General features: G+C 67.6%; 24 protein-coding genes and 2 pseudogenes. 15 read left to right on the top strand and 11 right to left on the bottom strand.

The window, feature by feature from the left end; all coding sequences use genetic code 11:
- On the top strand, positions 1–765 hold the full coding sequence (locus HD597_RS02565) for an ABC transporter ATP-binding protein (RefSeq protein WP_253740066.1): 765 nt from the start codon (positions 1–3) through the stop codon (positions 763–765).
- 812 nt (positions 766–1,577) lie between these two features.
- Here HD597_RS02565 and HD597_RS02560 read toward each other — a convergent pair.
- Complete coding sequence (locus tag HD597_RS02560) at positions 1,578–2,156, bottom strand: type II toxin-antitoxin system prevent-host-death family antitoxin (RefSeq protein WP_253740065.1); 579 nt, start codon at positions 2,154–2,156, stop codon at positions 1,578–1,580.
- 787 nt (positions 2,157–2,943) lie between these two features.
- Between HD597_RS02560 and HD597_RS02555 the strand changes: the two genes are divergently transcribed.
- Entirely contained in the window at positions 2,944–4,008 is a 1,065-nt protein-coding gene (locus HD597_RS02555; RefSeq protein WP_276082668.1) for a Gfo/Idh/MocA family protein, read from the top strand.
- A gap of 935 nt (positions 4,009–4,943) precedes the next feature.
- On the opposite strand, the gene HD597_RS02550 is transcribed toward HD597_RS02555, so the two are convergent.
- On the bottom strand, positions 4,944–5,516 hold the full coding sequence (locus tag HD597_RS02550; RefSeq protein ID WP_253740063.1) for a transposase: 573 nt from the start codon (positions 5,514–5,516) through the stop codon (positions 4,944–4,946).
- Between the two features lie 218 nt (positions 5,517–5,734).
- On the opposite strand from HD597_RS02550, the gene HD597_RS02545 reads away from it, so the two are divergent.
- The 5 genes from HD597_RS02545 to HD597_RS02525 all read left to right on the top strand — a co-directional run bounded on the left by HD597_RS02545 (position 5,735) and on the right by HD597_RS02525 (position 8,431).
- Complete coding sequence (locus tag HD597_RS02545) at positions 5,735–6,091, top strand: hypothetical protein (protein ID WP_253740062.1); 357 nt, start codon at positions 5,735–5,737, stop codon at positions 6,089–6,091.
- 150 nt (positions 6,092–6,241) lie between these two features.
- The gene (locus HD597_RS02540; protein ID WP_253740061.1) at positions 6,242–6,463 is read left to right on the top strand and encodes a hypothetical protein; all 222 of its coding nucleotides are present in this window, start codon (positions 6,242–6,244) and stop codon (positions 6,461–6,463) included.
- A gap of 250 nt (positions 6,464–6,713) precedes the next feature.
- A complete protein-coding gene (locus HD597_RS02535; protein WP_253740060.1) occupies positions 6,714–7,145 on the top strand; it encodes an SRPBCC domain-containing protein in 432 nt (143 codons plus the stop codon).
- A gap of 31 nt (positions 7,146–7,176) precedes the next feature.
- Positions 7,177–7,494 carry an ArsR/SmtB family transcription factor gene (locus HD597_RS02530; protein ID WP_253740059.1) on the top strand — a complete coding sequence of 106 codons (318 nt, stop codon included), beginning with the start codon at positions 7,177–7,179 and terminating at the stop codon, positions 7,492–7,494.
- Positions 7,495–7,612: 118 nt separating this feature from the next.
- Positions 7,613–8,431 (top strand): DUF899 family protein, encoded by an 819-nt coding sequence (locus HD597_RS02525; RefSeq protein ID WP_253740058.1) that lies wholly within the window; start codon positions 7,613–7,615, stop codon positions 8,429–8,431.
- 320 nt (positions 8,432–8,751) lie between these two features.
- On the opposite strand, the gene HD597_RS02520 is transcribed toward HD597_RS02525, so the two are convergent.
- The 3 genes from HD597_RS02520 to HD597_RS02510 form a co-directional block, all read right to left on the bottom strand.
- On the bottom strand, positions 8,752–9,285 hold the full coding sequence (locus HD597_RS02520) for a hypothetical protein (RefSeq protein ID WP_253740057.1): 534 nt from the start codon (positions 9,283–9,285) through the stop codon (positions 8,752–8,754).
- Positions 9,286–9,664: 379 nt separating this feature from the next.
- Entirely contained in the window at positions 9,665–10,090 is a 426-nt protein-coding gene (locus HD597_RS02515; RefSeq protein ID WP_253740056.1) for a hypothetical protein, read from the bottom strand.
- A gap of 8 nt (positions 10,091–10,098) precedes the next feature.
- Positions 10,099–10,347: a hypothetical protein gene (locus tag HD597_RS02510; protein WP_253740055.1), complete on the bottom strand. Its 249-nt coding sequence runs from the start codon at positions 10,345–10,347 to the stop codon at positions 10,099–10,101.
- Between the two features lie 337 nt (positions 10,348–10,684).
- Between HD597_RS02510 and HD597_RS02505 the strand changes: the two genes are divergently transcribed.
- On the top strand, positions 10,685–11,011 hold the full coding sequence (locus HD597_RS02505; protein WP_253740054.1) for a hypothetical protein: 327 nt from the start codon (positions 10,685–10,687) through the stop codon (positions 11,009–11,011).
- A gap of 42 nt (positions 11,012–11,053) precedes the next feature.
- On the opposite strand, the gene HD597_RS02500 is transcribed toward HD597_RS02505, so the two are convergent.
- The gene (locus tag HD597_RS02500; protein ID WP_253740053.1) at positions 11,054–12,064 is read right to left on the bottom strand and encodes a LacI family DNA-binding transcriptional regulator; all 1,011 of its coding nucleotides are present in this window, start codon (positions 12,062–12,064) and stop codon (positions 11,054–11,056) included.
- Positions 12,065–12,199: 135 nt separating this feature from the next.
- On the opposite strand from HD597_RS02500, the gene arfA reads away from it, so the two are divergent.
- The 5 genes from arfA (at position 12,200) to HD597_RS02475 (ending at position 17,152) form a co-directional block, all read left to right on the top strand.
- The gene (gene arfA / locus HD597_RS02495) at positions 12,200–13,705 is read left to right on the top strand and encodes an arabinosylfuranosidase ArfA (RefSeq protein WP_253740052.1); all 1,506 of its coding nucleotides are present in this window, start codon (positions 12,200–12,202) and stop codon (positions 13,703–13,705) included.
- A 5-nt stretch (positions 13,706–13,710) separates the two neighbouring features.
- A complete protein-coding gene (locus HD597_RS02490) occupies positions 13,711–15,051 on the top strand; it encodes an extracellular solute-binding protein (protein ID WP_253740051.1) in 1,341 nt (446 codons plus the stop codon).
- Positions 15,048–15,980, top strand: a complete 933-nt coding sequence (locus HD597_RS02485; RefSeq protein ID WP_253740050.1) for a carbohydrate ABC transporter permease — start codon at positions 15,048–15,050, stop codon at positions 15,978–15,980. The genes HD597_RS02490 and HD597_RS02485 overlap by 4 nt, the downstream gene beginning before the upstream one ends.
- On the top strand, positions 15,977–16,813 hold the full coding sequence (locus HD597_RS02480; protein ID WP_253740049.1) for a carbohydrate ABC transporter permease: 837 nt from the start codon (positions 15,977–15,979) through the stop codon (positions 16,811–16,813). Before HD597_RS02485 ends, HD597_RS02480 begins: the two co-directional genes overlap by 4 nt.
- Before the next feature lie 96 nt (positions 16,814–16,909).
- Positions 16,910–17,152 (top strand): hypothetical protein, encoded by a 243-nt coding sequence (locus HD597_RS02475; RefSeq protein ID WP_253740048.1) that lies wholly within the window; start codon positions 16,910–16,912, stop codon positions 17,150–17,152.
- A gap of 72 nt (positions 17,153–17,224) precedes the next feature.
- On the opposite strand, the pseudogene HD597_RS65675 reads toward HD597_RS02475, so the two are convergent.
- From HD597_RS65675 to HD597_RS02460, 4 genes and pseudogenes are all read right to left on the bottom strand, one after another.
- Positions 17,225–17,511, bottom strand: a pseudogene (locus HD597_RS65675) (IS630 family transposase); the annotation flags it as partial.
- A gap of 69 nt (positions 17,512–17,580) precedes the next feature.
- Positions 17,581–17,826 (bottom strand): annotated as a pseudogene (locus tag HD597_RS02470) (transposase); the annotation flags it as partial.
- 183 nt (positions 17,827–18,009) lie between these two features.
- Entirely contained in the window at positions 18,010–18,489 is a 480-nt protein-coding gene (locus HD597_RS02465; RefSeq protein WP_253740047.1) for a hypothetical protein, read from the bottom strand.
- A gap of 854 nt (positions 18,490–19,343) precedes the next feature.
- Positions 19,344–19,676, bottom strand: coding sequence for a hypothetical protein (locus HD597_RS02460; protein WP_253740046.1), 333 nt, complete (start codon positions 19,674–19,676; stop codon positions 19,344–19,346).
- A 148-nt stretch (positions 19,677–19,824) separates the two neighbouring features.
- Between HD597_RS02460 and HD597_RS02455 the strand changes: the two genes are divergently transcribed.
- Positions 19,825–20,630 (top strand): IS5 family transposase gene (locus HD597_RS02455; protein ID WP_372513316.1). Its coding sequence is split into 2 segments (ribosomal slippage): positions 19,825–20,170 and positions 20,170–20,630, totalling 807 coding nucleotides; the frame shifts between segments, so codons are not numbered across the junction.
- A 138-nt stretch (positions 20,631–20,768) separates the two neighbouring features.
- On the opposite strand, the gene HD597_RS02450 is transcribed toward HD597_RS02455, so the two are convergent.
- Entirely contained in the window at positions 20,769–21,950 is a 1,182-nt protein-coding gene (locus HD597_RS02450) for an IS701 family transposase (protein WP_253740045.1), read from the bottom strand.
- 102 nt (positions 21,951–22,052) lie between these two features.
- On the opposite strand from HD597_RS02450, the gene HD597_RS02445 reads away from it, so the two are divergent.
- On the top strand, positions 22,053–23,264 hold the full coding sequence (locus HD597_RS02445; RefSeq protein ID WP_253740332.1) for an IS701 family transposase: 1,212 nt from the start codon (positions 22,053–22,055) through the stop codon (positions 23,262–23,264).
- Positions 23,265–23,349: the final 85 nt, after the last annotated feature.

Here is a 23,349-nt window from a genome sequence, read left to right as displayed (position 1 = left end):
ATGAACACCGGCATCGAACCCGCGGTCCGCCTCGACCGGATCGGGAAGGTCTACGGCACGGGGCCGTCGGCGGTCACCGCGCTCAAGGACGTCAGCCACGCCTTCGCCCGCGGGTCGTTCACCGCGGTGATGGGGCCGTCAGGTTCGGGCAAGACCAGCCTGCTGCAGTGCTCGGCCGGGTTGACACAGCCCACGTCGGGGACGGTCAGCGTGGGTGGCACCGACCTGACGGCGCTGACGGAGGCCGAGCTGGCCATCGTGCGGCGAGAGCGGGTGGGCTTCGTGTTCCAGGGGTTCAACCTGCTACCGGCACTGACCGCGAAGGAGAACATCGAGCTGCCGATGCGGCTTGCCGGCAAGCGGGCGGACCAGGCATGGGTGCGGGAACTGGTGGGCCGGACCGGGATCGCCGAGCACGTACATCGCCGCCCGCACGAGCTGTCCGGCGGCCAGCAGCAGCGGGTGGCCATCTGCCGCGCGCTGGTGGCCGGCCCGGAGGTCGTTTTCGCCGACGAGCCGACCGGGAGCCTCGACACCCGGTCGGGGCAGGAGATCCTGGCCATGCTCAGACTGGTCGTCGGTGCCCTGAAGCAGACCGTCATTCTGGTCACCCACGACGCGACCGCCGCCGCGTACGCCGACCGGGTGCTCTTCATCCGAGACGGCGAAGTGGTGGACGTCATGGAGGAACCCACCCCGGACAGGGTGGCCGCGAGTCTGAGCGGTCATTCCGGCTCACCGGGCCGCACCGGGCCGGTCCGGTAGGCCCATGCGCGCCTCCGATGGCCGGGTGGGTCGGCCACCCGGCCGACCCACCCGGCCATCGGAGGCCGCCTTGCTGCCGCGGCTTTCGGCGTAGCTTGTACGCGCGGATTGCCGTCACCTTGGCCGCGTTGCCGTCGGAGTCGGTCGCCGACGCTCGCAGCGACACCGTCGAGGCGCCCTTCAGATGCGTCAGCACGGCCGTGAGGGTCGCCACGAACGGGACCTGGTTGAAGCGGTGGCGGTGCACAACAAGGAAGCCGGCGCGATCGGACTCTTATCATGGCCGGGTGCCGAGGTGGCGGACTACTGAGATCGGTCAGCCCGGAACGGCAGATCGACAAGTTCGTCGGCGCGTTGGGCGTTTGAAGTACGTGAACGCGTCCTCCCCCCGACATGCAAGGCGGTGACCGGAGGTAAGGGCGACATCAATGAAGGAGTACGTCCTGGTCCCCGTCGCGCCCGACCAGCTCACGGCTTGGCGGCTGCTTGCCGCACAGAGCCCAGCACCTTCAGGGCATTGCACGGCTGAATGGACGGGATCGCCGACACTGCGTTAGCTGCGGGGCGTCGACCGGTGCGAGGCAAGCCGGACAGCTCGTGAAGCGCTCCAGGAGGGGGCTGTACGCCGGATCTCGGCCACCAGAGGCGGCAGCGCGGGGCGATCGGCGCCCAGAGCACCTTCGCCGCCACCGACCCGGCCCCACCGATCCGGGCTCGAGTGGAAGGCCTGATGCTTGCTGGACATCCGGAGAACGTGGCGGAGCGCCGCAGCCGGCTGGTCATCGTGGTGCGTCAACCGGCGACTTCGTCGTCTACGACCGGTCCCGAGGCGTCGGGACGTCCTCGTGAAAGCCCTCAGCTGTGAGGTCTGTGGCGCGCGCATTCAGGTACTCGTCGACGTCACGCAGATTGGCGCCCGTGTCGGTGCGGGTGTGAGTGGTGCCGTCGACGACGGAGGTCTCGGTGATGTCGAGCCCCGCGATGGTGAAGGTCACGGTGTCCGGCTCGCAGGCCTGCCTTGACCGGACGAACCTGATGACTCGGCCGAGCCGCTCATAGACGGCGTAGAGGGCAACGGTCTCCATACCTACCAGGTTGCTGTCATCAATGGTCGCGATTGATTCCCCGATATCGAGGGCACTGATGTGTTCGATCACCGCGCGTACGTCCTCGATGGAGGCGCCGGTCTCTTCGGCGATGACGTCCACGCTGGTCAAGGAGAGGGAGATGTCGGCCGCGCGTCCGATACGCTCGGTGGGGACGATGGCTGCGACCCGCTGACCGTCCTTCGTCACATAGGTGATCTGCCCAGTACGGGCGGCACGGTCTACCACGTCGCCCAGCCTGGCACGGGCCTCGTCGAGGGTGAGCTCAGTATGGTTCGCGTTCATGCCAGAAGTTCTCCTTCCTAAACCTCGTCCTGAGTCTGGCCTCGGCTGTACCGTGCACGGTGGCAGGGATCGCGCTCCGTGATCATGCCCGGTAGGTCGTGCGGCTCCCCGCTGTGCGCTGAGCGGGAGCTCTCGAAGGCGTTGTCATCGAACACAGCATGGTGACATTGCCGAGGTCGCGCGGTAGAGAGGCTGGACTGGCGGTGCGGAGTGCCCCATGGACGTTTCCTTTCATGGACGCAAGGCCTGGCCCGTTCTCCTTGACCAGCCCATGACGCCCCTGGGTGAGAAGAAGCGGCGTCCCGGCACCAGGACGACATCCCTGAATCCAGGGTGACGGCTCCGTACCTTCGGTGATTCGCCTGACGCCTTTTCTGGCACTAAATCTGTTCAGGCTGGCAGGAATTCGATGATCCTCTGAGGTGGATTTCCGCGAGTTGGCCAGGGGCCCGACCCGCTCGATATAGTCCTCTTGTGGAGGGGTTTGCGCATGAGTATGTGCGCTCGAAGTTGCCGCCGGAATCCATGAGAGGCGAAATCGCCGAATTCAGGTGGCACGGGACCGGCAGCCTCCGCCTACACATTTGTGGCGATTGCCGATGACGCCATCGCAGGCGCGCCGGAATGACCAGCCGTTTCCTTCGCGCATGACCGTGATTGGTGAGTCGCGGACTAGTCAAGCGGCACAGCCCGCCTGGCCACGCATTGGGCGGGCGACCTCTAGCGCCGTCGCCCACCCGGGCTCCTCGTGCCACCGCTTCCGCATGAACAGTGAAAGTTGTGAATATTGCCTGGAAAGAGACTGAGATGGGGCATCGCCGGATACGGTGACGTGGTGCGGCAACGCGTGCTGCCGGGATTGTTGGCGTTGTCGCAGACTGTGGTGGGCGTGTGGGCGCGAGACGTTCAGCGGGCACGTGCCCTGATCGGTGAGTACGACGTAGGCTTCGTCACCGACGACTACGACGCCCTGCTCGACTCCGTCGACCTGGTCTACGTGGCCGTGCCCGTGGCCGCACGTGTACCCCTGGCAGGCGCCGCGCACCGCGCCGGGCTGCCCGCGCTTGTCGAGATGCCGCTCGGCCTGCCGCTCCCGCTGCCGCAACCGACTCCTCCCGGCCGGCGCTGTTCGGTCCCCACACTGCATGGGTTTGACCTGACCTCTGGTCCAGTCGTCGCGGCTGCCTCCTACCGGCGTACAGCACCCGCGTTCATCCGCCTGCGCGAACTGCTCGCCGACCGGATGGTCCACACGATCGAGTTCTCCGTGCGAGCTGGCTTCGAAAGAGCCTCCTTCGATCCTCGGCGGTGGCATGCCGACCCGTTCGTGGCCGGAGGCGGGCTACTCGCCGCCCTGGGCGGCCCTCGCCTGGACCTGTTGCTGTGGCTGCTGGGCGAGCCCGTGGAAATCACCGGCGAGATCGATCGGCGATTCCCGAGAGGCGCCGAACGCCAGGCGACGCTCCAGCTCACCTGGCCGCGAGGCACCAAGGCCGCTGTCGCTGTCGAACGCTCAGAGAGCAGGCCACACGATCGTCTGAGGGTGACCTTCGACGGCGGCTACCTCGAAGCGGACCCCATGGACTCGGGGATGCTTCGCGGCAGAATCGACGACGCCCGCGTCCGCATGCTTCACCCGCCTGATATCAACCCGCACGTTCCCTTACTGGCCGACTTCGCGCGCAGCGCTGCCGAGGGGACGGATCCGGCATGCCCGATCGCTGATGCCATGACCGTCGATCGTCTCATCGCCACCGCCTACACCCGCGCACCCGACCCCGGACCCGCGAGCTCGCCAGCCTTCACACCCACGGTCTCCCGAGTCCGGTCTGGCATCTATCGCTTGCAATGACGAGCGCGACTGTGCGGCCCGTGCGCCGTTGCGTTGTGTAGGGAGAGGCCCGCAGGAGCCCTTACCGGGCCAACCGCTCCAGAGGACCGGTGGCGTTCCTTCGGGGGACAGCACAGTGACCTACCTGCTTACCGGGAAGAGAGGTTGAGTGCAGAGACGGTCGTGATCGACGACGGAGTGCTGATCCGGCGTTCAGTGCGCGACCTGGAACAGGTCGCCTCGTAGATCCATCTGTACGCGGCGCGGCGGCTCGGCACACTGCCCGCCGACGGCATCGTGGCCGAGACGTTCCTGGCGACCTCCGGCGGGCGTGGTACCTCTGACACGTCGTTCGCGCTGGCCAGGGTTGTTCGGGTCGCCACCACGTTGATCGCAGACACCGGCGGCAGGAGGAGTGGCTGCGGCGCGTTGAGCCCACTCGCTGCCCAAGGCGTCGGTCGACAGCGGTACGCGCCGGGTGACGACGGGTGTGGCCAGGCGTGGCCTTCGACTCACCGGCGCGAGGGCGGAGCAAATCTTCCTGGATCCGTCGACCTTCCACTGCCCGGGAGCCGATTCGACGCGGGGGGAAGGATCGGATGTACGAGTCGGCCGACGTTGGCGAGGATGCCTTCAGGGCGGGCTCGGTGAGCCGGCCCCGCCGGCTCGAACCAAAGATCGTGAACCGGCCTGGCCGACGCTTCTGACCACGTCGGAAGCGGGGTGACGACAACGCGAGCCAGGGGAGGTTCAGCCGATCGGCCTGGTAAATGGTTCCGTCCGCCCTCCACGACGCGTTCCGACGTAACCTTGTCTCCGGCATTTGCGAGCGATGCCGGAGACCGTCGTGGCGGCCCAGCGGCCTGCGCCGCCGACCTCGACTGGCAGGAAAGCAATGATGACTGGCAGCGAGCGAGATTGCCGTCGGCTAGCGGCTCACTAGGATGGTCAGCGTCTTAGGCCAGCGGGGCCGCGGAAGGTCCTAGGGGAGTAGTCGGTCGTGTCTCTTGTCGCTGCACGACCGCGCCCGGTTTCGATGGTGTAAGGCGATCCCCGGTCCTGGCCGGGTGGGAGAATAATGAGCGGCTCGGCAGTGATCCGTCCGGGCCGCTCATCTCCCCGCTGGCCGGATTCCGCACGTGCTCTCCTCCGGTGCCGGTCAGGCCCATCGGCGCCAGTGCCGCCAAGCAAGTCGCGTCCGAGCGCAGCCACGCAGACACATCCACCGCCAGGACGATCCGCCCGTCCGGCCAGCGCGGCAACGGCAGCCCGGCCAGCACCTCGCGCAGCTGTTCGGTGTCGATCCGGCCGTGATTGAGCCCGCCGTACAAGGCGCCATGCCCGCGCCGGTACTCCGGCGACAAGGTCAAATCCACCGGCGAGCGCACCGGCCCCGGCTCGCACAACAGCGCATCAGCCAGCTCGAACAACGCATCGACTCGCGCCTTGAGGCAGGCATGAACGTCGTTGCGGAAGCAGGACAGTTCCTTGGAGGACTCGACATTGGCGGCATCGTTCAGCAGACTCACCCTCACGGCCTTGTAGTAATCAGCAGCGACTCGACACCGCACATGATCACTCAAGGCCGTCTTGCTGTCCCCGAAACGATCAAACCGCGCTCAGCACAACAATCCGGAGGATAGAGAACAAGCTTAGTGCTGGTCATGCGACCCGAGCGGAGGCTGTTGACGCAACCATTTGATTGCCATACTGTAGCAACTATTCGGTTGCTATCAATGGAACCATTTTGGACTCTCCTGCCCTGGCCATCGGCGCCACCATCCCGCCGCCGCGCTTCAGCGGCAGGCAGCGCCTGATCATGTTCGTGCTGCTCGGTGCCGGATTCCTGCTGTCCATCGACCCTTCGATCTCGACTGTCGCGCTGGAGGTCGGGGCCGGGGTCGGACTGCGAGTTTCCGGACTTCCCTGGATCGCCTCGGCCTGCGCGCTGCCCGCGGCTGCCTTCATCCTTCTGCTCGGCCGCCGCACGCCGTTCCTGTCCAGGATGGTCGTGCCGGCCAGGGCCTCAGTGCTCGGCGGCTTTGCCGCTAGCCCCGAGACGCTGCTGGCCGCCGTGTGCTACAGGGCTTCTCCAGCGCGATGACGATCCCCACCGCGTTGTCTCTGCTCGCCACCACGGTCGCCGAAGGCGCGCTGCCCGCTCGCGTCCCTCGCCTCAGCGCGCATCCTGCCGCGGCCCACGGTGAAGTGCGGCAACCGCGCGGACCTGGTGATCTTTGTCGCGGAGCCCACCATGATCTTCCTGATGACGTTCATCTGCAGCATGTCGTCGCTCGCCACTGGCCTGATCTTCGGCATCCCGGGGCCGACGTCAGTGACCGCTGGGGTGATCGCCGGGCGTTTCATCGGGCGCTTCGGCGGCTGCGAGGTCCTGGTCGTGGGCCTGGACGCGCCGGGCCGCGGGCTCTTCCATCGGTGTTCCTGGGCATCGATCGGATGGCGCTGGCGTTCCTGACCTCCGCGCTGGTTCATCGGCTTCTTCGGGCACGGTGCCGCCATCGTGGCGTTCCGCTGACCATGACCTCCGGGCTGCCGGATGTGGAGCAGGGGCCGACCACGAGCCTGACGGTGGTGACACAGCAGGTCGCCCTCATCACCGGTATCCCGATCCTGAGCTCACCCACGCGGCGGCCATCGTCCGTAGGCGCCCGCAACCGCAGGCCGCTGACCCACCCGATTACGTGGCTATTTTGCTGGAGGTTGACATGGGATTTCCCGATCGCATCGAGCGGACCGTGCAGATCGCTGCCCCGCCAGACAAGGTGTGGGCGGCGCTGACCACGGCCGAAGGCCTGAGCGCCTGGTTTGGCGACGACGCGGCGATAGACCTGCACCCGGGAGGTCCGGCCCGGATGCGATTCGCCAACGGGTTTACGAACCATCTGCGCGTGGAGCGGGTGGAGGAGCCGACAGTGTTCGGCTTCACCTGGCAGATCTATGGGCTGCCCGACAACGATCCGCGCCGTACCTACGTCGAGTTCACGCTCGAACCAATCGACGCCGGTACGCGGTTGACCGTCGTCGAGACCGGCTTCGCCCAGTTGCCGGACGGCACCCATCGCACGGAATACGACGCTCACATCCAGGGCTGGACGAGCGAACTGAGCGAACTGATCGACTTTCTTGATGCCGCCTGACAACACACCGGCCGGTTGCCAGCCCCGCGACATGGAAGCGATCGCCGGACAGGTCTTCGCCGCCTTGGCCGACCCGACACGGCGCGCCATCCTGGCTCAGCTGGCCACAGGCGGCCCGGCCACCGCCACGAACCTGGCCGACCGCTTGCCGATCACGCGGCAGGCCATTGCCAAGCACCTGGCCCTGCTGGCCGAAGCTGGCCTGGTGATCGCAGAGCCCGGAGAGCGGCGCCGGGTACGGTACCGGTTACGCTCCGCCCCGATGCAAGTGGCGCAGCAGTTCCTCGCAGCGCTTGCCCGTAACTGGGACAGCCCTCTTCAAGTGCTGAAAAACCGCCTCGACCGGTAAGACCTGCGCCAGGGCCATCCCCTGGTGCAAAGACGGCCACAGCGCCGACCCAGCCCGGCAGCGGTTCCCCAACTTGAGGTGACCCGCTGCGGGACCTGAGAAACGGACGGAGACATTCATGATGAATGAGACGGCGAACACAAGCGTATCGGCGGCCGGCGACGGGGTCGCGCTGCCTGCAGTGGTCGACCGGGCGACCTGGCGGGCCGAGCTGGACGCGCTGCGGATCAGGGAAAAGGGGCATACGAGGGAAGGTGACGCGATCGCCGCGGCCCGGCGACGTCTACCGGCGGTTGTAATAGACGCCGGCATCCATCTGATGGGGCCTCATGGGTCCATCCCCCTTCTCGAGGCGTTTGACGGGCGGCGGCTGCTCATCGCCTACTACTTCATGTGGCATCACGGCCGCCCGGCGGCCGAGCAATGCGAAGGTTGCACCTGGAACAACACCCAGGTCGCGGAACTGTCATACCTGCACTCCCGCGACATCACGTATGCGGTCTTGTGCCAGGGTCCCTACGACGAAAGCATCCGCTACCGAGACTTCATGGGGTGGGACATGCCGTGGTACTCGGCCCACGCAGCCCTTGATGCCCTCCTGGGTGAGCGCAACACCGGCGGGATGCATCTGGTGTGCTATCTCCGCGACGGCGACCGCGTCTTCGAAACCTACTGGACGAATGGGCGCGGTGTAGAGGCAGTGGATTACAACTACGCGCTCATGGATCTCACTGTGTACGGACGCCAGGAGCCATGGGAAGACTCGCCCACCGGCTGGCTCCAGCAGCCGCACTTCGAGGGCGCCAACAGGATACGGACCAACGGACGCCCCACCGCTCAGTGGTCGCGCCTCGAAGCCGGACGCTCCGATGACCTCGGCACCCCTGGGCGCGGAGCGCACCCAGGCAACGCCGCTCCGTGCTGCCACGGGGCGTGAGCAAGCCGTCTCCGGGCTCCCGCCGAGTCCCGGCCACCACACGACTTGTCAGGTCCGCTGCGTGATTGCGGAGGAGTCCGGCGTGACCTGCGACTCGACAAGTTAGTTCGGAACTAGGGCCTCATGGTCGTCCGGATTAAACTTGTCGGTTTCTGCCTCATGCTGGTGGGTCGCCGATGATGGCGAAACTGTGGCGGATAGATGTTCGACACAGCAGGCTCCTTCTGCCGGGAACCAGGGTTGCCCAAAGATCGGCTGTCCACCAAGCCGGGCCAGTTCCAGGCAGCACCGCGTACGGTCGCTGCGCCCTCAGCGCTTGTTCAGTCCCGCAGCACCGGCAGCCCCGTACCGGAGTCGAGCACGAGGCGCTCGCCCAGCGGTCGGGCGAGCGTGACGGTGATCGTGGCCGTCTTGCGTATCAACGGGCAAGGCTTGCCAGAGCTGGGGTCCTTCTCGTCCACGTCCACCACCACCAGCTGGTCGGTCTCGTACGCGCGGGTCCCAGCAAAGGTGTCGCAGGCGCCGTACCCATAGCGCAGAAGCAGCTCATCCGGCTTGCCGGCGACGAGGTCGAACGCCATCACCTCTTCGACGTCCCCCTGCACCCGCTCGGGACGGGCGGTGACGGCTGAGGAATCGACCGCCACGTTGACCTTCTTGTGCTCGACTCCCTCGACGGTGAACAGCCAGGCGGGCACCTGGACGGTGCCGCGACTGGTCTCCAGCGGGACCTCGCCCAACGTGGCTCCGGTTACCCGCAGCGGTCGGCATCCCGTGGCCGGGCACTCCTCTTCGATGAGATCGGCCGGTTTGCTGAACGTCTCGTACGCGCTCGCCGCCGTGATGAGCGGCACCTGCGAGACCTCGCCGCCCGGCCATCGCACGTCGGCGCGGCCCGGAGAATCGGTGGGCAGCTGAGCGGCCAGCCGCCAGGCGCCAGGCGCCGTTGTGCGAGCTTCTGTTCACCCAGGCCGGGATTCGACTCACGTGGTTCCATCCGTGCGGATTCAGCACCTCCAGCGCGACGAACCCTTCGCGCCAGGCGCGGTCGTCGGCCGAGCCCTGCCAGCGCTCCGCCACCTGCCGGGCACGAGCCTCGAACTCCCCAGACGAAAGACCATGAGACCCACCGGCCGACCTCTGGGTGAACCAGCCGCAGGAAGTCAGCAGCACCAGGGACAGGCACGCGATCATTTGTCCCACGAAACCTCCCCTCCGTGTCAACCCCCGCTCCTAGCGTGTGGGTTCGTGATTCTCCTGCCAGAGCTCCCTGCCGTCCTTGCCGTAACCAACGATCTTGAAGCCTTCGGCGTGCAGGTCGTCGGTACGCTGCTGCGTCCCGGCGAACATCCGGAAGCCGTCGATCTTCCACAGGTCGGGCCTGGTGTCGGCGCTCACAGATGTGCCGTCCTTGAAGATCAGCGCGACACGCCTGGTCTTGGTGTTGGCGATACCGAACCAGTGCTCCTTGTACTCTCGCAACTCCACGTCTATGTGCCTGCCGTCCATGTCGATCAGCGCGAGGTCGGGACCGCCTCTCTCGATCACCGCCATGCCGGGTGAGAGGCTGTTCATGGCCACGGTCTGCCCGTTCAATGTCCAGATGAGGGTCATGCTGTCAGGGCTCTTGAAGAGCCCCACGTCGAGCTTGCCGGGCATCTCCACAGTCAGCCGACCGGCCTGGCATTGACCTCAGATGCCACCTCGGGCCGCCGATGAATCCGCTTGATCGTCTCGCCCTCGTCGTTCGCGAACTCGAGCGCCGTCACCGTCTTGTCCGCCGGAACGGTCACGGTCCAGATGGCTTGAGGGGCGCCCTGTGGTGTCTGGAGCGTGCCGGTGACCCGTCCGCCTTCCATGAGTACCGCTGCGACGTGCGCGACCTTAGCCTGCGCGGTGCCGTAGTGCAGCACCATCCCCGTGGCAGGGAGCGGGAACGACTGGGTGGAGCCCTGGTCGGTGGCCTCCTCACCGTCGATCGGCTCGTCGCTGCAACCTTCCGTTCGCCCTCCGGACCTGGACTTGTATTCCTGGCAGAAGACGGTGGCGCCGCAGGGGCAGCGCGGTATGGGGGCTGCTCATCCAAGAGTCGCCGGCGCGGACCACGAGGAGGCCCGGCCTTGCGCCGATCGCGGCTCCACCGAGATCCCGCCCGCGGGCCTACGCGGGGCGGCTCCGGTACCTTGCGTGCGGAGGAAGCGGCAAGGGTGGTAGCGGTGGCCCATCAGGCCAGTACAGGCGCGGTCGAAGGCGATGGATCTGGTGACGCCTTTGAGGAACACAGGTACGATCATCCGGCCATGGCGCGTGAGTCGCTTCGGTCAGGCGGGTGGGATGTCCAGGCTTGCCACCGTGACGATGATCCGGCGAAAGGGCACGCCATTCCGCGCCATCGGCAAGGACCACACTGATGCGGCCGTATCCGGCGTCGGCGAAGGAGGTGCGGGCGCGTTCGACGATCTCGGGGTCGATTCCAGCGGCGGTGACGTGCCCGTCTGGGCCGACGAGCTCTGGCAGGGCGGAGGCATGGGCGCCGTAGAAACCCACTTCGAGGATGCGCGGTCGGCCTGGCCGCGCTGAGACCATCGAACGCCGCCAGCCGGGTCGCGCGGTGAGGCCGCCTCAGCGGGAGGGGCGGCCGGCCGTGCTCTCCCGGACCATCAGCCGGTAGTCGGCGCGGATCTCGCGCGGTGACCGGTCGGAGCGCCCGTCGACGCGCAACTTGAGCAGGTCGACCGCCACCCGGGCGAGCTGAGCCTTGTCGGGGGCCACGGTGGTGAGCGTGGGCGTGCTGTAACGCCCGTCCTCGATGTCGTCGAGCCCCGCCAGCGCGATGTCCTCCGGCACCCGCAGCCCCGACGCCAGGATCGCGCGCAGGGCGCCGAGGGCGAGCAGGTCGTTGAAGCAGAAAACCGCGTCGGGCGGGGACGCCGAGCGCAGCAGGCGCTCCATGGCGGCGGCGCCCTCCGCGCGGTGGTAGCGCTCCACCTCGGTGGTCAGCTCGGGCAGCCCGTGCGCGGCCATCGCCTCGCGGTAGCCGGCCAGCCGCAGCGGGGCCGTGCCGCTGATCGAGGAGTCCTGGACCCCGAGCGCGGCCACCCGCCGCCGGCCGAGGCCGATGAGGTGCTCGGTGATGTCCCGGGCCGCCCGGACGTTGTCGATGGCGACGTGGTCGGCCGGGCCGTCGTAGATGCGTTCGCCGAGCAGCACGAGCGAGGTGTCGTCGGTGCGCGCGGCCAGCTCGTCGGCGCCGATCGAGATGGGGCTGAAGATCAGCCCGTCGACGCGGTGGTCGCGCACGCCGTCGAGCACCTCCCGCTCCCGGGCGAGGCTGCCGTCGGTCTGCTCGATGACCACCAGCCAGCGGTGCTCGGCGGCGGCCCTGATGACGAACCTGGACAGCTCGGCGAAGTAGGGCGCGTCCAGCTCGGGAAGGGCCAGGGCGATGACGCCGGTGCGCCCCTGGCGCAGGTTGCGCGCCGACAGGTTGGGCTGGTAGCCGAGCTGCGCCAGCGCCTGCTCCACCTTGGCACGGGTCAGGGCCGAGACGTGGGCGTAACCGTTGACCACGTTCGAGACGGTCTTCACCGAGACCCCCGCCAGCTGCGCGACGTCGCGCAGGCTCACTCCCATCGCGGTCCCCTCTCTGCGTCGCAGACGATCGTAACGCCCCGGTATCGGGATCCAGCAGCATGTTTACAACGTTGAAACAACGTTGTAGAACTCCACCACACAGGAGTTCGCCGCACAGAACAGGACGGTCCCCTTGTGTCGAATCGCGCCCGTCTCGCCCTCGACCCAGCCTTCCGCATCGCGCCGGTCGAGCCGCGCCTGTTCGGCTCCTTCGTCGAGCACATGGGCCGCTGCGTGTACACCGGCATCTTCGAACCCGGCCACCCGCACGCCGACGCCGACGGATTCCGCACCGACGTCCTGGACCTCGTCCGCGAGCTCGGCGTCACGCTGGTGCGCTACCCGGGCGGGAACTTCGTCTCCAACTACCGGTGGGAGGACGGCGTCGGCCCCCGCGACCAGCGCCCCACCACACTCGACCTGGCCTGGCGAAGCATCGAGGACAACAGCTTCGGCCTCAACGAGTTCATGGCCTGGGCCGCCAAGGCCGGCGTGGAGCCCATGATGGCGCTCAACCTCGGCACCCGCGGCGTCGCCGAGGCACTGCAGCTCGTCGAATATGCGAACCACCCCGGCGGCACCCGCATGTCGGAGCTGCGCCGCGCGCACGGCGCCGACAAGCCGCACGACATCCGCCTGTGGTGCCTGGGCAACGAGCTGGACGGCCCCTGGCAGATGGGCCACAAGACGGCCCGGGAGTACGGCAGGCTCGCCGCCGAGACCGCCCGGGCGCTCAACCGGCTCGACCCCGGCCTGGCCCTGGTGGCCTGCGGCAGCTCCAACAGCTCCATCCCGACGTTCGGCGCGTGGGAGGCCGAGGTCCTGGAGGAGACCTACGAACTGGTGGACTACATCTCCCTGCACGCCTACTACGACCCCGGCGACGGCGACGCCGACTCCTTCCTGGCCAGCGCCGCCGACATGGAGCACATGATCCGCTCGATCGCCGCCACGGCCGACCACACCGCCGCCAAGCTGCGCAGCCGCAAACGGCTCAAGCTCTCCTTCGACGAGTGGAACGTCTGGTACCAGAGCCGCTTCCCCGGCGAGTCAGGGCTGGAATGGGCCCGGCATCCGCGGCTCATCGAAGACAGCTACGACCTCACCGACGCGGTCGTGGTCGGCAGCCTGCTCATCACGCTGCTGCGCAACGCCGACCGCGTGGGCGTCGCCTGCCAGGCCCAGCTCGCCAACGTGATCGCGCCCATCATGACCGAGCCCGGCGGCCCGGCCTGGCGGCAGACCATCTTCCACCCCTTCGCCCTCACCGCCCGGCACGCCCGCGGCCAGGTGCTGCGCGTGGAGCCCGACTGCTCTACCGTCCGGACCGCCAAGCACGGCGAAGTGCCCGTGGTCTGCGCGACGGCCACGCACGACCCGGCCAGTGGCGAGATCGCGCTGTTCGTCGTCAACCGCGACCGCCACCGGCCCTGCGTCCTGGAGGTCGCCCTGCCGCGCGGGCTCGTCCCGGTGGAGCACGTGGAGCTGGCCGACGCCGACCCCTGCGCGCGCAACACCTCCGCCGAGCCCGAGCGCGTCGTCCCGCGTCCCGGCTCCGGCCTGTCCTGCCAGGACGGGGCGGCCGCGCTCACCCTTCCCCCCACCTCCTGGACCCTGGTCCGTTTCGCCTCTGAGGAGTGAAGGCCATGACCCACCCCCTGTCCCGCCGCGGCTTCCTGGGGCTGACCGCAGCGGCCGGACTCGCCGCCGCGCTGACCGCCTGCGGCGGCGGCACCCGCCTCGGCGCCGGCTCCGGCACCCCGACCGCCGCCGCGCCCACCTTCACCGGGGGCGACTACACCGGCCCCAAGGTCACCCTCGAGTACTGGAACGGCTTCACCGGCGGCGACGGCCCGCACATGCGCACCATGCTCGACGCCTTCAACAAGTCGTTCGCCGGGCGCATCGAGGTGCGCAACGTCACCCGCCGGTGGGAGGACCTCTACCCCGCCATGCCCACGGCCATCGCCGCCGGCAAGGGCCCCGACGTGGCGATCATCCACAACGACTGGATCGGCACCTTCGCCGCCCGCCAGGTGCTCATCCCCATCGACGACGTCGTGGGCGCGCTACGGCTCACCGAGGACGACTTCATCCCCGCCGTGTGGCAGGCGGGCCTCTACTCCGGCAAGCGCTACAGCGTGCCGCTGGACGTGCACTGCCTGGGCGACTACTACAACGCCGCCCACCTGGAGAAGATCGGCCTGAAGGAGGCGCCCGGCGACCGCGCCGGCTACCAAGACGCACTGGCCGAGCTGAAGAAGGCCGGCGTCGCCCACCCGTTCTGGATGCCCAACAAATGGCCCGCGCACCTAATGTTCATGAGCCTGCTGTGGCAGTTCGGCGGCGAGCTCTACAGCGAGGACGGCGCCCGCGCCCTGTGGGGCTCCGACCAGGGCGTGCAGGCGCTGAGCTGGATGGTCGAGCAGATCGACAAGGGCTACAGCCCCGAAAAGGTCGCCATCGACAGCCAGTACGCCGCCTTCAAGAACGACAAGGTAAGCCTCACCTGGGACGGCATCTGGCAGATCAACGATCTCAAGACGAACGCGCCCTCCCTGACGTGGGGCCTGGCGCCCGTCCCCACGATCGGCGGCACCGCGGCGGTGTGGAGCGCCTCGCACAACTTCGTGCTCACCTCCCAGGCGGGCCGCGACGCCAACAAGGTGCAGGCTGCCAAGGTCTTCATCGACCACATGAGCCGCCAGTCCACCGAGTGGGCCAAAGCGGGCATGATCCCCGCGCGCAACTCCGCCCGGCAGGCGCCCGAGGTCGCCGACCTGCCACAGGTCAAGCTGGCCGCCGACGTGAGTGCCTTCCACTTCCTGCCCGCCCTGCCCGGCGTGGGCGACGTGCAGAGCAAGGCGCTGGAGCTGGCCGTGGCCAAGGCCGTGCTGAAGGAGGCCAAACCGGCCGACGCGCTCAAGGAGGGCGTCACGACCGCGGACAAGCTCCTCACCGACAACAAGCGGAAGTACGGGCAGTGAACACGGTGCTCGACCCCGCTCCGGCGGCGCCGCCCAAGGCCGCCGCCGGGCGCGGGACCCGGCGGATGCGGTGGTGGACGCCGTACGCGTTCCTGACCCCCTACGTGGCGCTGTTCGCCGTCTTCATGCTCGCGCCCATCGGGTTCGGCCTGTGGACATCGCTGCACGAATGGGACATCAACCTGCCGGCCAAGCCCTTCGTCGGCCTGGCCAACTACGCCGACCTGCTCGACCCGGCCGGGGTCGACGGGTCGCGCTTCTGGACGGCGATGCGGGCCACCGGCGTATTCACCGTCGCGTCGGTGCCCGTCCTCATCGTCCTGCCGCTGCTCGTGGCTCTGCTGATGAACGGCCGCTTCACGGGCCGCAACGTCTACCGCGCCGTCTACTTCGCCCCCTACGTGCTGGGCGTCGCGGTGGTCGGCCTGCTCTGGCGCTACCTGCTCGACGGCAACATCGGGCTGATCAACCACTACCTCGGCCTGGACGTGCAGTGGACGACCGACGTCCCGCCGGCGTGGATCGCGCTCGTCGGCGTGACCGTGTGGTGGACGCTGGGCCTGAACTCGGTCATCTTCCTGGCCGGGCTGCAGGACATCCCCCGTGAGCTGCACGAGGCCGCCATGGTGGACGGTGCCGGCGCCTGGCGGCGCTTCCTCGCGGTCACCCTGCCGGGCCTGCGCCCGGTCACGATCTTCGTGGTGAACGCCACCATCCTGGCCTCGGCCAACATGTTCGGCCAGTCCTACCTCATCACCGCGGGCGCGCCTGCCGACCAGACGAAGACCGCCATCTACCTGATCGCCGAGACCGGCCTGCGCCAATTCGACATGGGGACGGCCTCCGCAATGAGCTTCATCCTCGCAGCCTTCCTCATGGTGGCCAGCGCCGCCGTGTTCGGCCTGTTCAGGAGGAGGGACACGCGATGAGCCGGGACGTCACAAGCCTCCGGCGGGCGCTGCTCCACCTCGTGCTGGCCGTGATCGCCGCCCTCTACCTGAGCCCGCTGCTGTACATGCTGGTGACCTCGTTCAAGACGCGCGAGGCCGCCCAGTCCACCACCCCGCAGTGGATCCCCGAGCCGTTCACCGCAGACGCCTACCGGGAGATCCTCTCCAGCCCGGACAGCCCGGTGCTGACCTGGTTCGTCAACAGCCTGCTCGCCGCCACCGGGCATGCCGCGCTGGTGCTGGTCACCGCGGCGCCGGCGGCGTACGCGCTGGCCCGGCTGAGCTTCCGCTTCCGCACGGCGATCTTCTCGGTGGTGGTGGCGACCCTGTTCGTGCCGCCCGTGGTGCTGCTGATCCCCAATTTCCTCATCGTCAACGAACTGGCCTGGGTGGACACGCTGCCCGCCGTCATCGTCCCCTCGGCGGCCGGCGCGTTCGGCGTGTTCTTCCTGCGGCAGTTCTTCCTGACACTGCCCGAGGAACTGGAGGAGGCGGCCGAGCTGGACGGGTGCAACCGGTGGCAGATCTTCACCTCGATCGCCTTGCCACTGTCGCGCCCGGCCCTGGCCACGCTGTTCCTGCTGTCGTTCCTGACCAACTGGAACGACTTCCTATGGCCGATCTACGTGCTACTGAGCCCGGAGTCCCTGACATTGCCGGCCGGGCTGGGCAACTTCCAGGGCGCCAACAACATCCGCTACGACCTGCTGATGGCCGGCGCGGTGATCGCCAGCGTGCCCGTGCTGCTGCTCTACTTCGTCGCCCAGCGGTGGGTGATCGAGGGCATCTCCCGTTCCGGGTTGAAGGGGTGAGGCCGGGCGCGGGCAAAGGCCCGGCATGTCGCATGGTGGTGCCAGTCCATGCCCTGCGTTTGCCTGCCTTTGGGGGGCGGTCTGGCACCGTGAGGTATGGACATCACGGGAGAGAACGGCCGGGCGGCCACGCTCGAGGAGCATGCCGCACAACGCGCGTTCCCGGACTGGGCGCCGCAGGCCGACGACTGGGCCCACCTGCACACCGGTTTCATTGACGACGGCACCCCTTACACCGAGGTCTCGGTCTACCGGGCCGGCGACGGCGGCGGCCACGTCCGCATCCACTACCGACGATGCACGGGCAACGAACTCGCGGCGTTCGGCGTCGCCGCCTGAGCGCCGGAAGGCGAACCGGCGATCAGCCTTATCCGAGCCGACCAACAGGAATGTCGCCCCCAACGTCCCAGCTCAAGCGGCATTCCAAAAATTCTGCTTGTAACCCGCAGGCAGCCAGAGGCTGGTCCAGGGCGCGGCGGCGGTGAGCATCTGATCGGGTGATCGGGTACGGAAGAATGCGTGGATCTGTCGGAGACGGCCGGGCCAGCTGACGCGGTATGGGCGATGAACGCCTGGAGCGCGGCCCAGATGCGTTCCACTGGGTTGTCGTGCGGGCTGTAGCGGGCTCCGAACAGCAGCTCCATGGTGAGGTGCTCGGCCAGGTAGGCGGTGACGGCCTTGGCGTGGTGGATGCTGTCGATGCCCCCATGGATGTCAAGCCTCCTCGAACTGGCCGGAAAGGGCAGGGAGGCGTACGAGGGGGAGCGCTCGCGGACGATGTACCGTTTGAGGCAGCGGATGATCTCGCGGCGGTCTTGTCCCCGGTGAGGCGGCGTTCTAGGTAGGCGCAGGTGCGCTGGTCCCATCGCAGGCGGCTGAGAGCGATCCGGTAGAGCGCGGCGTTGGCTTGGCGGTCGCCGCCGCGGTTGAGTCGGAGTCTCTGGGTCTTGGCCCGAGGACGCCTCGATTGGGCTGGCACCGCATAGGGCGGTGAAGGAGGCTTCGCTGTTGAGATACGCTCAAGGACATCGACTTTGCTGGCCGATCTCGAATGTGTATAGGGGGTGAGCTGGGCTTTCACGTGGCGGACATGTGCTGTCTTGGTCCGCCACTCGAATGCTCCCGGCTGTCCCTCCGGCCCCCTACACCAGTCGCCCCTCCCGTCGGCATCACGCAGACCGGAGGGGCGACGTGGACTACACGTACACGACGTCGCACCGGAGGTAACCATCAGCTGTGGTCGTGCACTTCGCTGTCTGGAGACTCGCGATGCGGGTGTAAATCATCCGCGACTGCCACCGCCACGGCCCCCAGTTGACTCTCACCTGATACGAGCCTTTGGGGTAGTCCGGACCCGGTTTGAACACGTCAGGGTCATCCCACAAGCCGGAGTCCGTGTGCGGCCCAATGTTGAACGGCGCACACTCCCAGAAAATGTAGGAACTCACCTGGTCCCCGCCCTCTACACCGTTCCACACCGGGCAATCGCCGTGATCACCCTCGTTGACCGTCGCGGCGGTGATGTTGTAATCGGTACGGTTCCAGATCCACGCAGGCGGATCCGCTGCCGACCTCGCGCCCACCAGAGGGGCTGCCTGCCCAGGCTGTGTGCTCAACGCCAGGCCGGAAACGGCGACGATGAGCATAAGCACAATCCGAGCGATCCTCTTGACCATGCCTTTCCTCCATGTGCAGTGGTCATGACCCGCACAGCATCATGTGAAAGCATGAGGGTCGGCAACGCTTTCGATCTCAGCCGAAAGCCCCTGGTCACGGTTCTCAAATTTCTGTCTTACGTCTGTCAATGTGGTGCTCTGCGACCTTGTTCGGCGATCTGCCGGACCCGCTTAGTCGCGGGCGCCTACAGTCGGAAATCGGCCGTTGAGAAGGGCGAGACCGAGCGGTGTCGCCGTGTGCCAGACCGAGCAACCCTGCCTGCGCGCGACAACCAGGCCGCCGCCGCGCAGGACGGCCGCGTGGTGGCTCGCCGTCCCTGCGGAAACACCCAGCCGGACGGCCAATTGAGTCGTCGTGCAACCGTTGGCGATCAATTCCAAGGCTGCCGCCCGGGTGGCTCCAAGCAGCGCGGCCAAGGGCCGACAAACATCCGCGCGAGCATCATCTGGATCCGGCCGCCGCCAGATCGCAAGGGCCTGAGCGGGATCTCGTAAGGCGGGGTAGAACAAGACGGGCGGCGCATCGCGATCGAAGGCGTCGAAACTGGGGATGGGCGCCAGACAGAAGACCGATGGTGCGAGCACGAGTCCCCGCCCGTTCAAGTGAATGTCCGTAGTCGAGTGCGGGTAGGGGGTGACACTAAGCACCTTCGAGTTCCACCCGATGGTGGGGTGGAGGGTGGCAAGAAGATGCTCCACCCCGTGAAGCAACATCTGTTCTCCCCGAGCCGCGATTTCCGCGCCGGTATGAGCACGCGTTGCCGCACGGTAAGGAGCAACCGTCGCCGCATGGGCGTCGTGAACTGCAGCGGCAAAGTCCCGTCGCAAGCTGGGATCGTTCGCCAGATTCCTGGTCAGGACGGCAGCGGAACGTCGGCGTCGAAACCTTCAAGTTCTTCCCGCAGTTGCTCGACGCGCGCCGACTGGAGCCGATCCAACCCCTCCTGGCAAGTCGGCGCATTTCTCACGATCGTGAAAACATTGAGCGGATACGTAGGCGCCGTCAGAGCACCGAGCAAGCGGATCGGCCTGCTGATTCTCACGTTGCGCACCCAGGGTGCAAACAATGCCCTGCCGTTTCCGGCCCGCAGTACGGTAAGGCTGAACCAGGCTTCCATGATCGGCCCGATATCCGGAAGAAACCGTACTCGGGCGAGGTCGCCAGGGCTGAAATGAATACGCAGCACAGCGTGCCCCCATGATGAGTGGCCCCCAGTCAGGGTAGAGCCGCTTCGCCATCACGGTCGAGGAAGTCCAGGCACTTAGGCCTTCCGCCAAGCAGTAGGCGGCCGAATAAGACCGTGACTCATTTGGGGATTGATCGTTAGTTCATTCGTGGATGCGTTCCTTCAACGGCTGGTGCCTGACGAGTTGTGGGAGTTGTTCCTGCGGGTGGTGCCGCCGGCGCCGACGCGGCCGCAGGGTGGCGGACGGCGGCGGGTCGACGATCGAGTGATCCTGGCGGCGATCGTGTACGTGGCGACCACGGGATGCGCCTGGCGGCAGTTGCCGCCGGTGTTCGGCGCGTCCTGGCAGACGGTGCATCGGCGCTTCACCGAGTGGAGCGCTGCGCGCGTGTGGGCCAAGCTGTACCGGGTCCTGCTGGACGAGCTCGGCGCGCGAGGAGAGCTGGACTGGTCGCGGTGCGCGATCGACTCCGTGAGCGTCCGGGCGATGAAAGGGGGGACCTGACAGGTCCGAATCGGCTCGATCGCGGCAAGAAAGGGTCGAAGATCCACCTCATCACCGAACGGACGGGTCTGCCCATCGCTGTCGCGATCAGCGCCGCCAACCTCCACGACAGTGTCGCGCTGGAACCGCTGGTGCGCAGCATCCCGCCCATTCGCTCCCGCCGCGGACCACGACGCCGCCGGCCGGGCAGGCTCCACGGGGACAAGGGCTACGACTATCCCCGCCTGCGGGCCTTCCTGCGCGGCCGGGGCATCGTCCCGCGTATCGCCCGTCGCGGGATCGAATCCAGCCAGCGGCTGGGACGCCACCGCTGGGTCGTGGAAAGGACGGTCTCGTGGCTGGCCGGCTGCCGCCGGTTACACCGGCGCTACGAACGCCGGGCTGACCACTTCGCATCCTTCGTCGCTATCGCTGCAGCCCTCATCTGCTACCGCCGACTCACCAATTGAGTCACTGTCTAATACTCCAGCATCACTACGTGATCTGTGGTTGTCTTCGCCGGTAGTGGCTGATCTTGGCGACGTGTTGGTGGCGGCGGCGCCAGCGCGACCATTTTCGGATTTGATCAAGGTCGGGTGGTCGTGTGATCATGTGTGCCAGTAGACGCCGGACCTCTCCCATCGAGAGGGGGACGAGGCCGTCCCGATCCGTTTCGTCCGGCTGTTTGCCGCAGTGACGGCAAGATAGGCATGAGCGAGCATGGCCAAGGTGATGTGCCGATACCAGGCGTCATAGCGGCGGACCTGATACTGATCCAGGCCCACCTCGGTCTTGGCGCTCTGGAAACACTCCTCGATCGCCCAGCGGCTCCCGGCGACCTTCACCAACTCGTCGATGGTGGTGCCGGCCGGGCCGAAGCCGAGGTAGAAGGCCACCTCCTCAGGGCGGGCGATGCTGCGCCGGATGAGGATCCACCGCTCATACCCCTCCTCCGGCTCGCGGATGATCGGCAGCGTGGCCATCGCCCAGTCATACCGGCGCGGCCCCTTGGCACCCTGGCCGGCCGACAGCCGCCTCCAGGCGGAGGCTGGCACCTCGCCGACCAGGCTCTCGGCCCGTGCTCGCGGGCCGAGGCCGCCGCTAATCGCCTGGCTGCGCGGCACCGCCACCACATAGCCGATGCGGTACTGCTCGAGAAAGACGCGGAACTTGTGGTCCTGGCCATAGGCCTCATCGGCGGTCACCCACGCCGCCGGCACCCCGGCCTCGATCGCCCGCGTCAGCATCCGACGCGCCAGCACCTGCTTGGTGGCAAACTCCACCCCCGCTCCGATGCCCGCCTCGGCGCACCGCTCCCGATCGGCGATCCACGACTTGGGCACATACAGCTCCCGATCCACCAGCGTGCGCCCGGCGCTGGTCGCATACGCCAGGAACACCCCCAGCTGACAGTTCTCGATCCGGCCGGCCGTTCCCGAGTACTGACGCTGCACCCCGGCGGACTTGTCGCCCTTCTTGATGAACCCGGTCTCATCCACGACCAGCACGCCATCAGCCGCGCCCAGATGCTCAACCACATAGGCGCGCAGGTCATCGCGCACCGCATCAGCGTCCCACCGGGCCGCGTTCAGCAGTCGCTGCATCCCCAGCGGGTTACTCTCACCCGCCGCCTCGGCCAGCGTCCACCCGTTCTTGCCCTCGATCGGCGCCAGCAGCCCCCGCACATACGCCCGCGCCCGCCGCCGCGGCTCCGGCCGCCCAAACCGACTCGCCACCCGAGCGAACAGGTCATCCAGCCCTGCCACCCACGCGGCGACATCCTGATCCATCACAAGAGCAGCACGCTACACACTAAAGATCACGAAGTGATGCTGGAGTACTAATACTACAGTCATGTTTTGTGATCTATAGTCGGATCCGTGTCGGATGTGGTGACGTCTGAGGATCTCCAGTCGTGGGCGGCGGGGCTGGATGAGCTGTTCGCTCGGGTGGCCAGCCGTTTCGGGCGGGTGGAGCCGCGTCGGCAGGCGCGGGCGTATCTGGTCGGGCTGCTGGCGCCGGTGGAGCGGAAGAACGGCTGGCAATTGGCCGAGGCTGCGGGTGATGCGCAGCCGCATCGGATGCAGCGGCTGCTGAACAACGTGCGGTGGAACCCTCGGGAAGTCCGTGCTGACCTGCGTGATTACGTGGTCGAGCAGTTGGGAGATCCGGGCGGGGTACTGGTCGTGGACGAGACCGGGTTCATTAAGAAGGGCACCCGCTCAGCCGGGGTGCAGCGACAGTACTCGGGAACGGCTGGCCGGGTGGAGAACTGCCAGCTCGGGGTGTTTCTCGTGTACGCAACCCCGCGCGGGCGCGCGCTGCTCGATGCCGAGTTGTACCTGCCGAAGTCCTGGACCGATGATCGGGCCCGGTGCGCGCAGGCCGGCATCCCCGACAGTGTGTCGTTCGCCACCAAGCCGGCGCTAGCGGCGGCGATGCTGGGTCGGGCACTGGACAGTGGCGTGCCCGCCTCGTGGGTGAGCGCGGACGAGGCGTACGGCCAGGACCACAAGTTCCGGCTGTTCCTGGAAAAACGCGAGGTCGGCTACGTCGTCGCCGTGCCCAGGAGCCAGTCGCTCGGCACCGGTATCGGCTACGGCAACACCGGCTCACGAGCCGACGCGGTGACCGCCGACGCCCCCGAGCAGGCATGGAAACGCCTGTCGGCGGGCGATGGGGCCAAGGGGCCGCGCCTGTATGACTGGGCGATGGCGACCCTGCCGCCCCACACCGACGACCACCTGGGCGGACCCGGCGGCTTCCAGCGCTGGCTCCTGGTCCGCCGCAGTCTCACCCCGAACGATCAAGGCGAGCTGGAGATGGCCTACTACCTGTGCTTCGGACCCGCGGGTACCTCGCTGGACCAGCTCGTTCGCATCGCCGGTTCCCGATGGGCCATCGAGGAGTGCTTCCAGTCCGCCAAGAACGAAGTCGGCCTGGACCAGTACCAGGTCCGCCGCTACGACGGCTGCCACCGCCACATCACCCTGGCCATGCTCGCCCACGCCTACCTGGCCGTCACCGCCGCCCACGCCCCAAAAGCACGTGCGGCCTGGTCCCCCTCACCCCAGCCGAGATCCGCCGTCTCCTGGCACATCTGACCAGCGCCGTCACCCACCCCATCAGCGACATCCTGCAACGCGCCATGGGCTGGTCACATCTCCGACGCGCCCACCAAGCCCGCGC

The sequence above is a fragment of the Nonomuraea thailandensis genome, assembly GCF_024172165.1.
GTDB classification, from domain to species: Bacteria; Actinomycetota; Actinomycetes; order Streptosporangiales; family Streptosporangiaceae; genus Nonomuraea; species Nonomuraea thailandensis.
Note: the sequence above shows the minus strand (reverse complement) of the source record. Positions and strands in the feature narration are given on the sequence as shown.

What these genes read in the sequence shown, in the direction of transcription:
- HD597_RS02565 (WP_253740066.1), top strand. Translation starts at nt 1, where the DNA reads ATGAACACCGGCATCGAACCCGCGGTCCGCCTCGACCGGATCGGGAAG.
- HD597_RS02560 (WP_253740065.1), bottom strand. Translation starts at nt 2,156, where the DNA reads ATGAACGCGAACCATACTGAGCTCACCCTCGACGAGGCCCGTGCCAGG.
- HD597_RS02540 (WP_253740061.1), top strand. Translation starts at nt 6,242, where the DNA reads ATGATCTTCCTGATGACGTTCATCTGCAGCATGTCGTCGCTCGCCACT.
- HD597_RS02535 (WP_253740060.1), top strand. Translation starts at nt 6,714, where the DNA reads ATGGGATTTCCCGATCGCATCGAGCGGACCGTGCAGATCGCTGCCCCG.
- HD597_RS02530 (WP_253740059.1), top strand. Translation starts at nt 7,177, where the DNA reads ATGGAAGCGATCGCCGGACAGGTCTTCGCCGCCTTGGCCGACCCGACA.
- HD597_RS02525 (WP_253740058.1), top strand. Translation starts at nt 7,613, where the DNA reads ATGATGAATGAGACGGCGAACACAAGCGTATCGGCGGCCGGCGACGGG.
- HD597_RS02515 (WP_253740056.1), bottom strand. Translation starts at nt 10,090, where the DNA reads ATGCCCGGCAAGCTCGACGTGGGGCTCTTCAAGAGCCCTGACAGCATG.
- HD597_RS02510 (WP_253740055.1), bottom strand. Translation starts at nt 10,347, where the DNA reads ATGGTGCTGCACTACGGCACCGCGCAGGCTAAGGTCGCGCACGTCGCA.
- HD597_RS02505 (WP_253740054.1), top strand. Translation starts at nt 10,685, where the DNA reads ATGGATCTGGTGACGCCTTTGAGGAACACAGGTACGATCATCCGGCCA.
- HD597_RS02500 (WP_253740053.1), bottom strand. Translation starts at nt 12,064, where the DNA reads ATGGGAGTGAGCCTGCGCGACGTCGCGCAGCTGGCGGGGGTCTCGGTG.
- HD597_RS02490 (WP_253740051.1), top strand. Translation starts at nt 13,711, where the DNA reads ATGACCCACCCCCTGTCCCGCCGCGGCTTCCTGGGGCTGACCGCAGCG.
- HD597_RS02480 (WP_253740049.1), top strand. Translation starts at nt 15,977, where the DNA reads ATGAGCCGGGACGTCACAAGCCTCCGGCGGGCGCTGCTCCACCTCGTG.
- HD597_RS02475 (WP_253740048.1), top strand. Translation starts at nt 16,910, where the DNA reads ATGGACATCACGGGAGAGAACGGCCGGGCGGCCACGCTCGAGGAGCAT.
- HD597_RS02465 (WP_253740047.1), bottom strand. Translation starts at nt 18,489, where the DNA reads ATGGTCAAGAGGATCGCTCGGATTGTGCTTATGCTCATCGTCGCCGTT.
- HD597_RS02450 (WP_253740045.1), bottom strand. Translation starts at nt 21,950, where the DNA reads ATGGATCAGGATGTCGCCGCGTGGGTGGCAGGGCTGGATGACCTGTTC.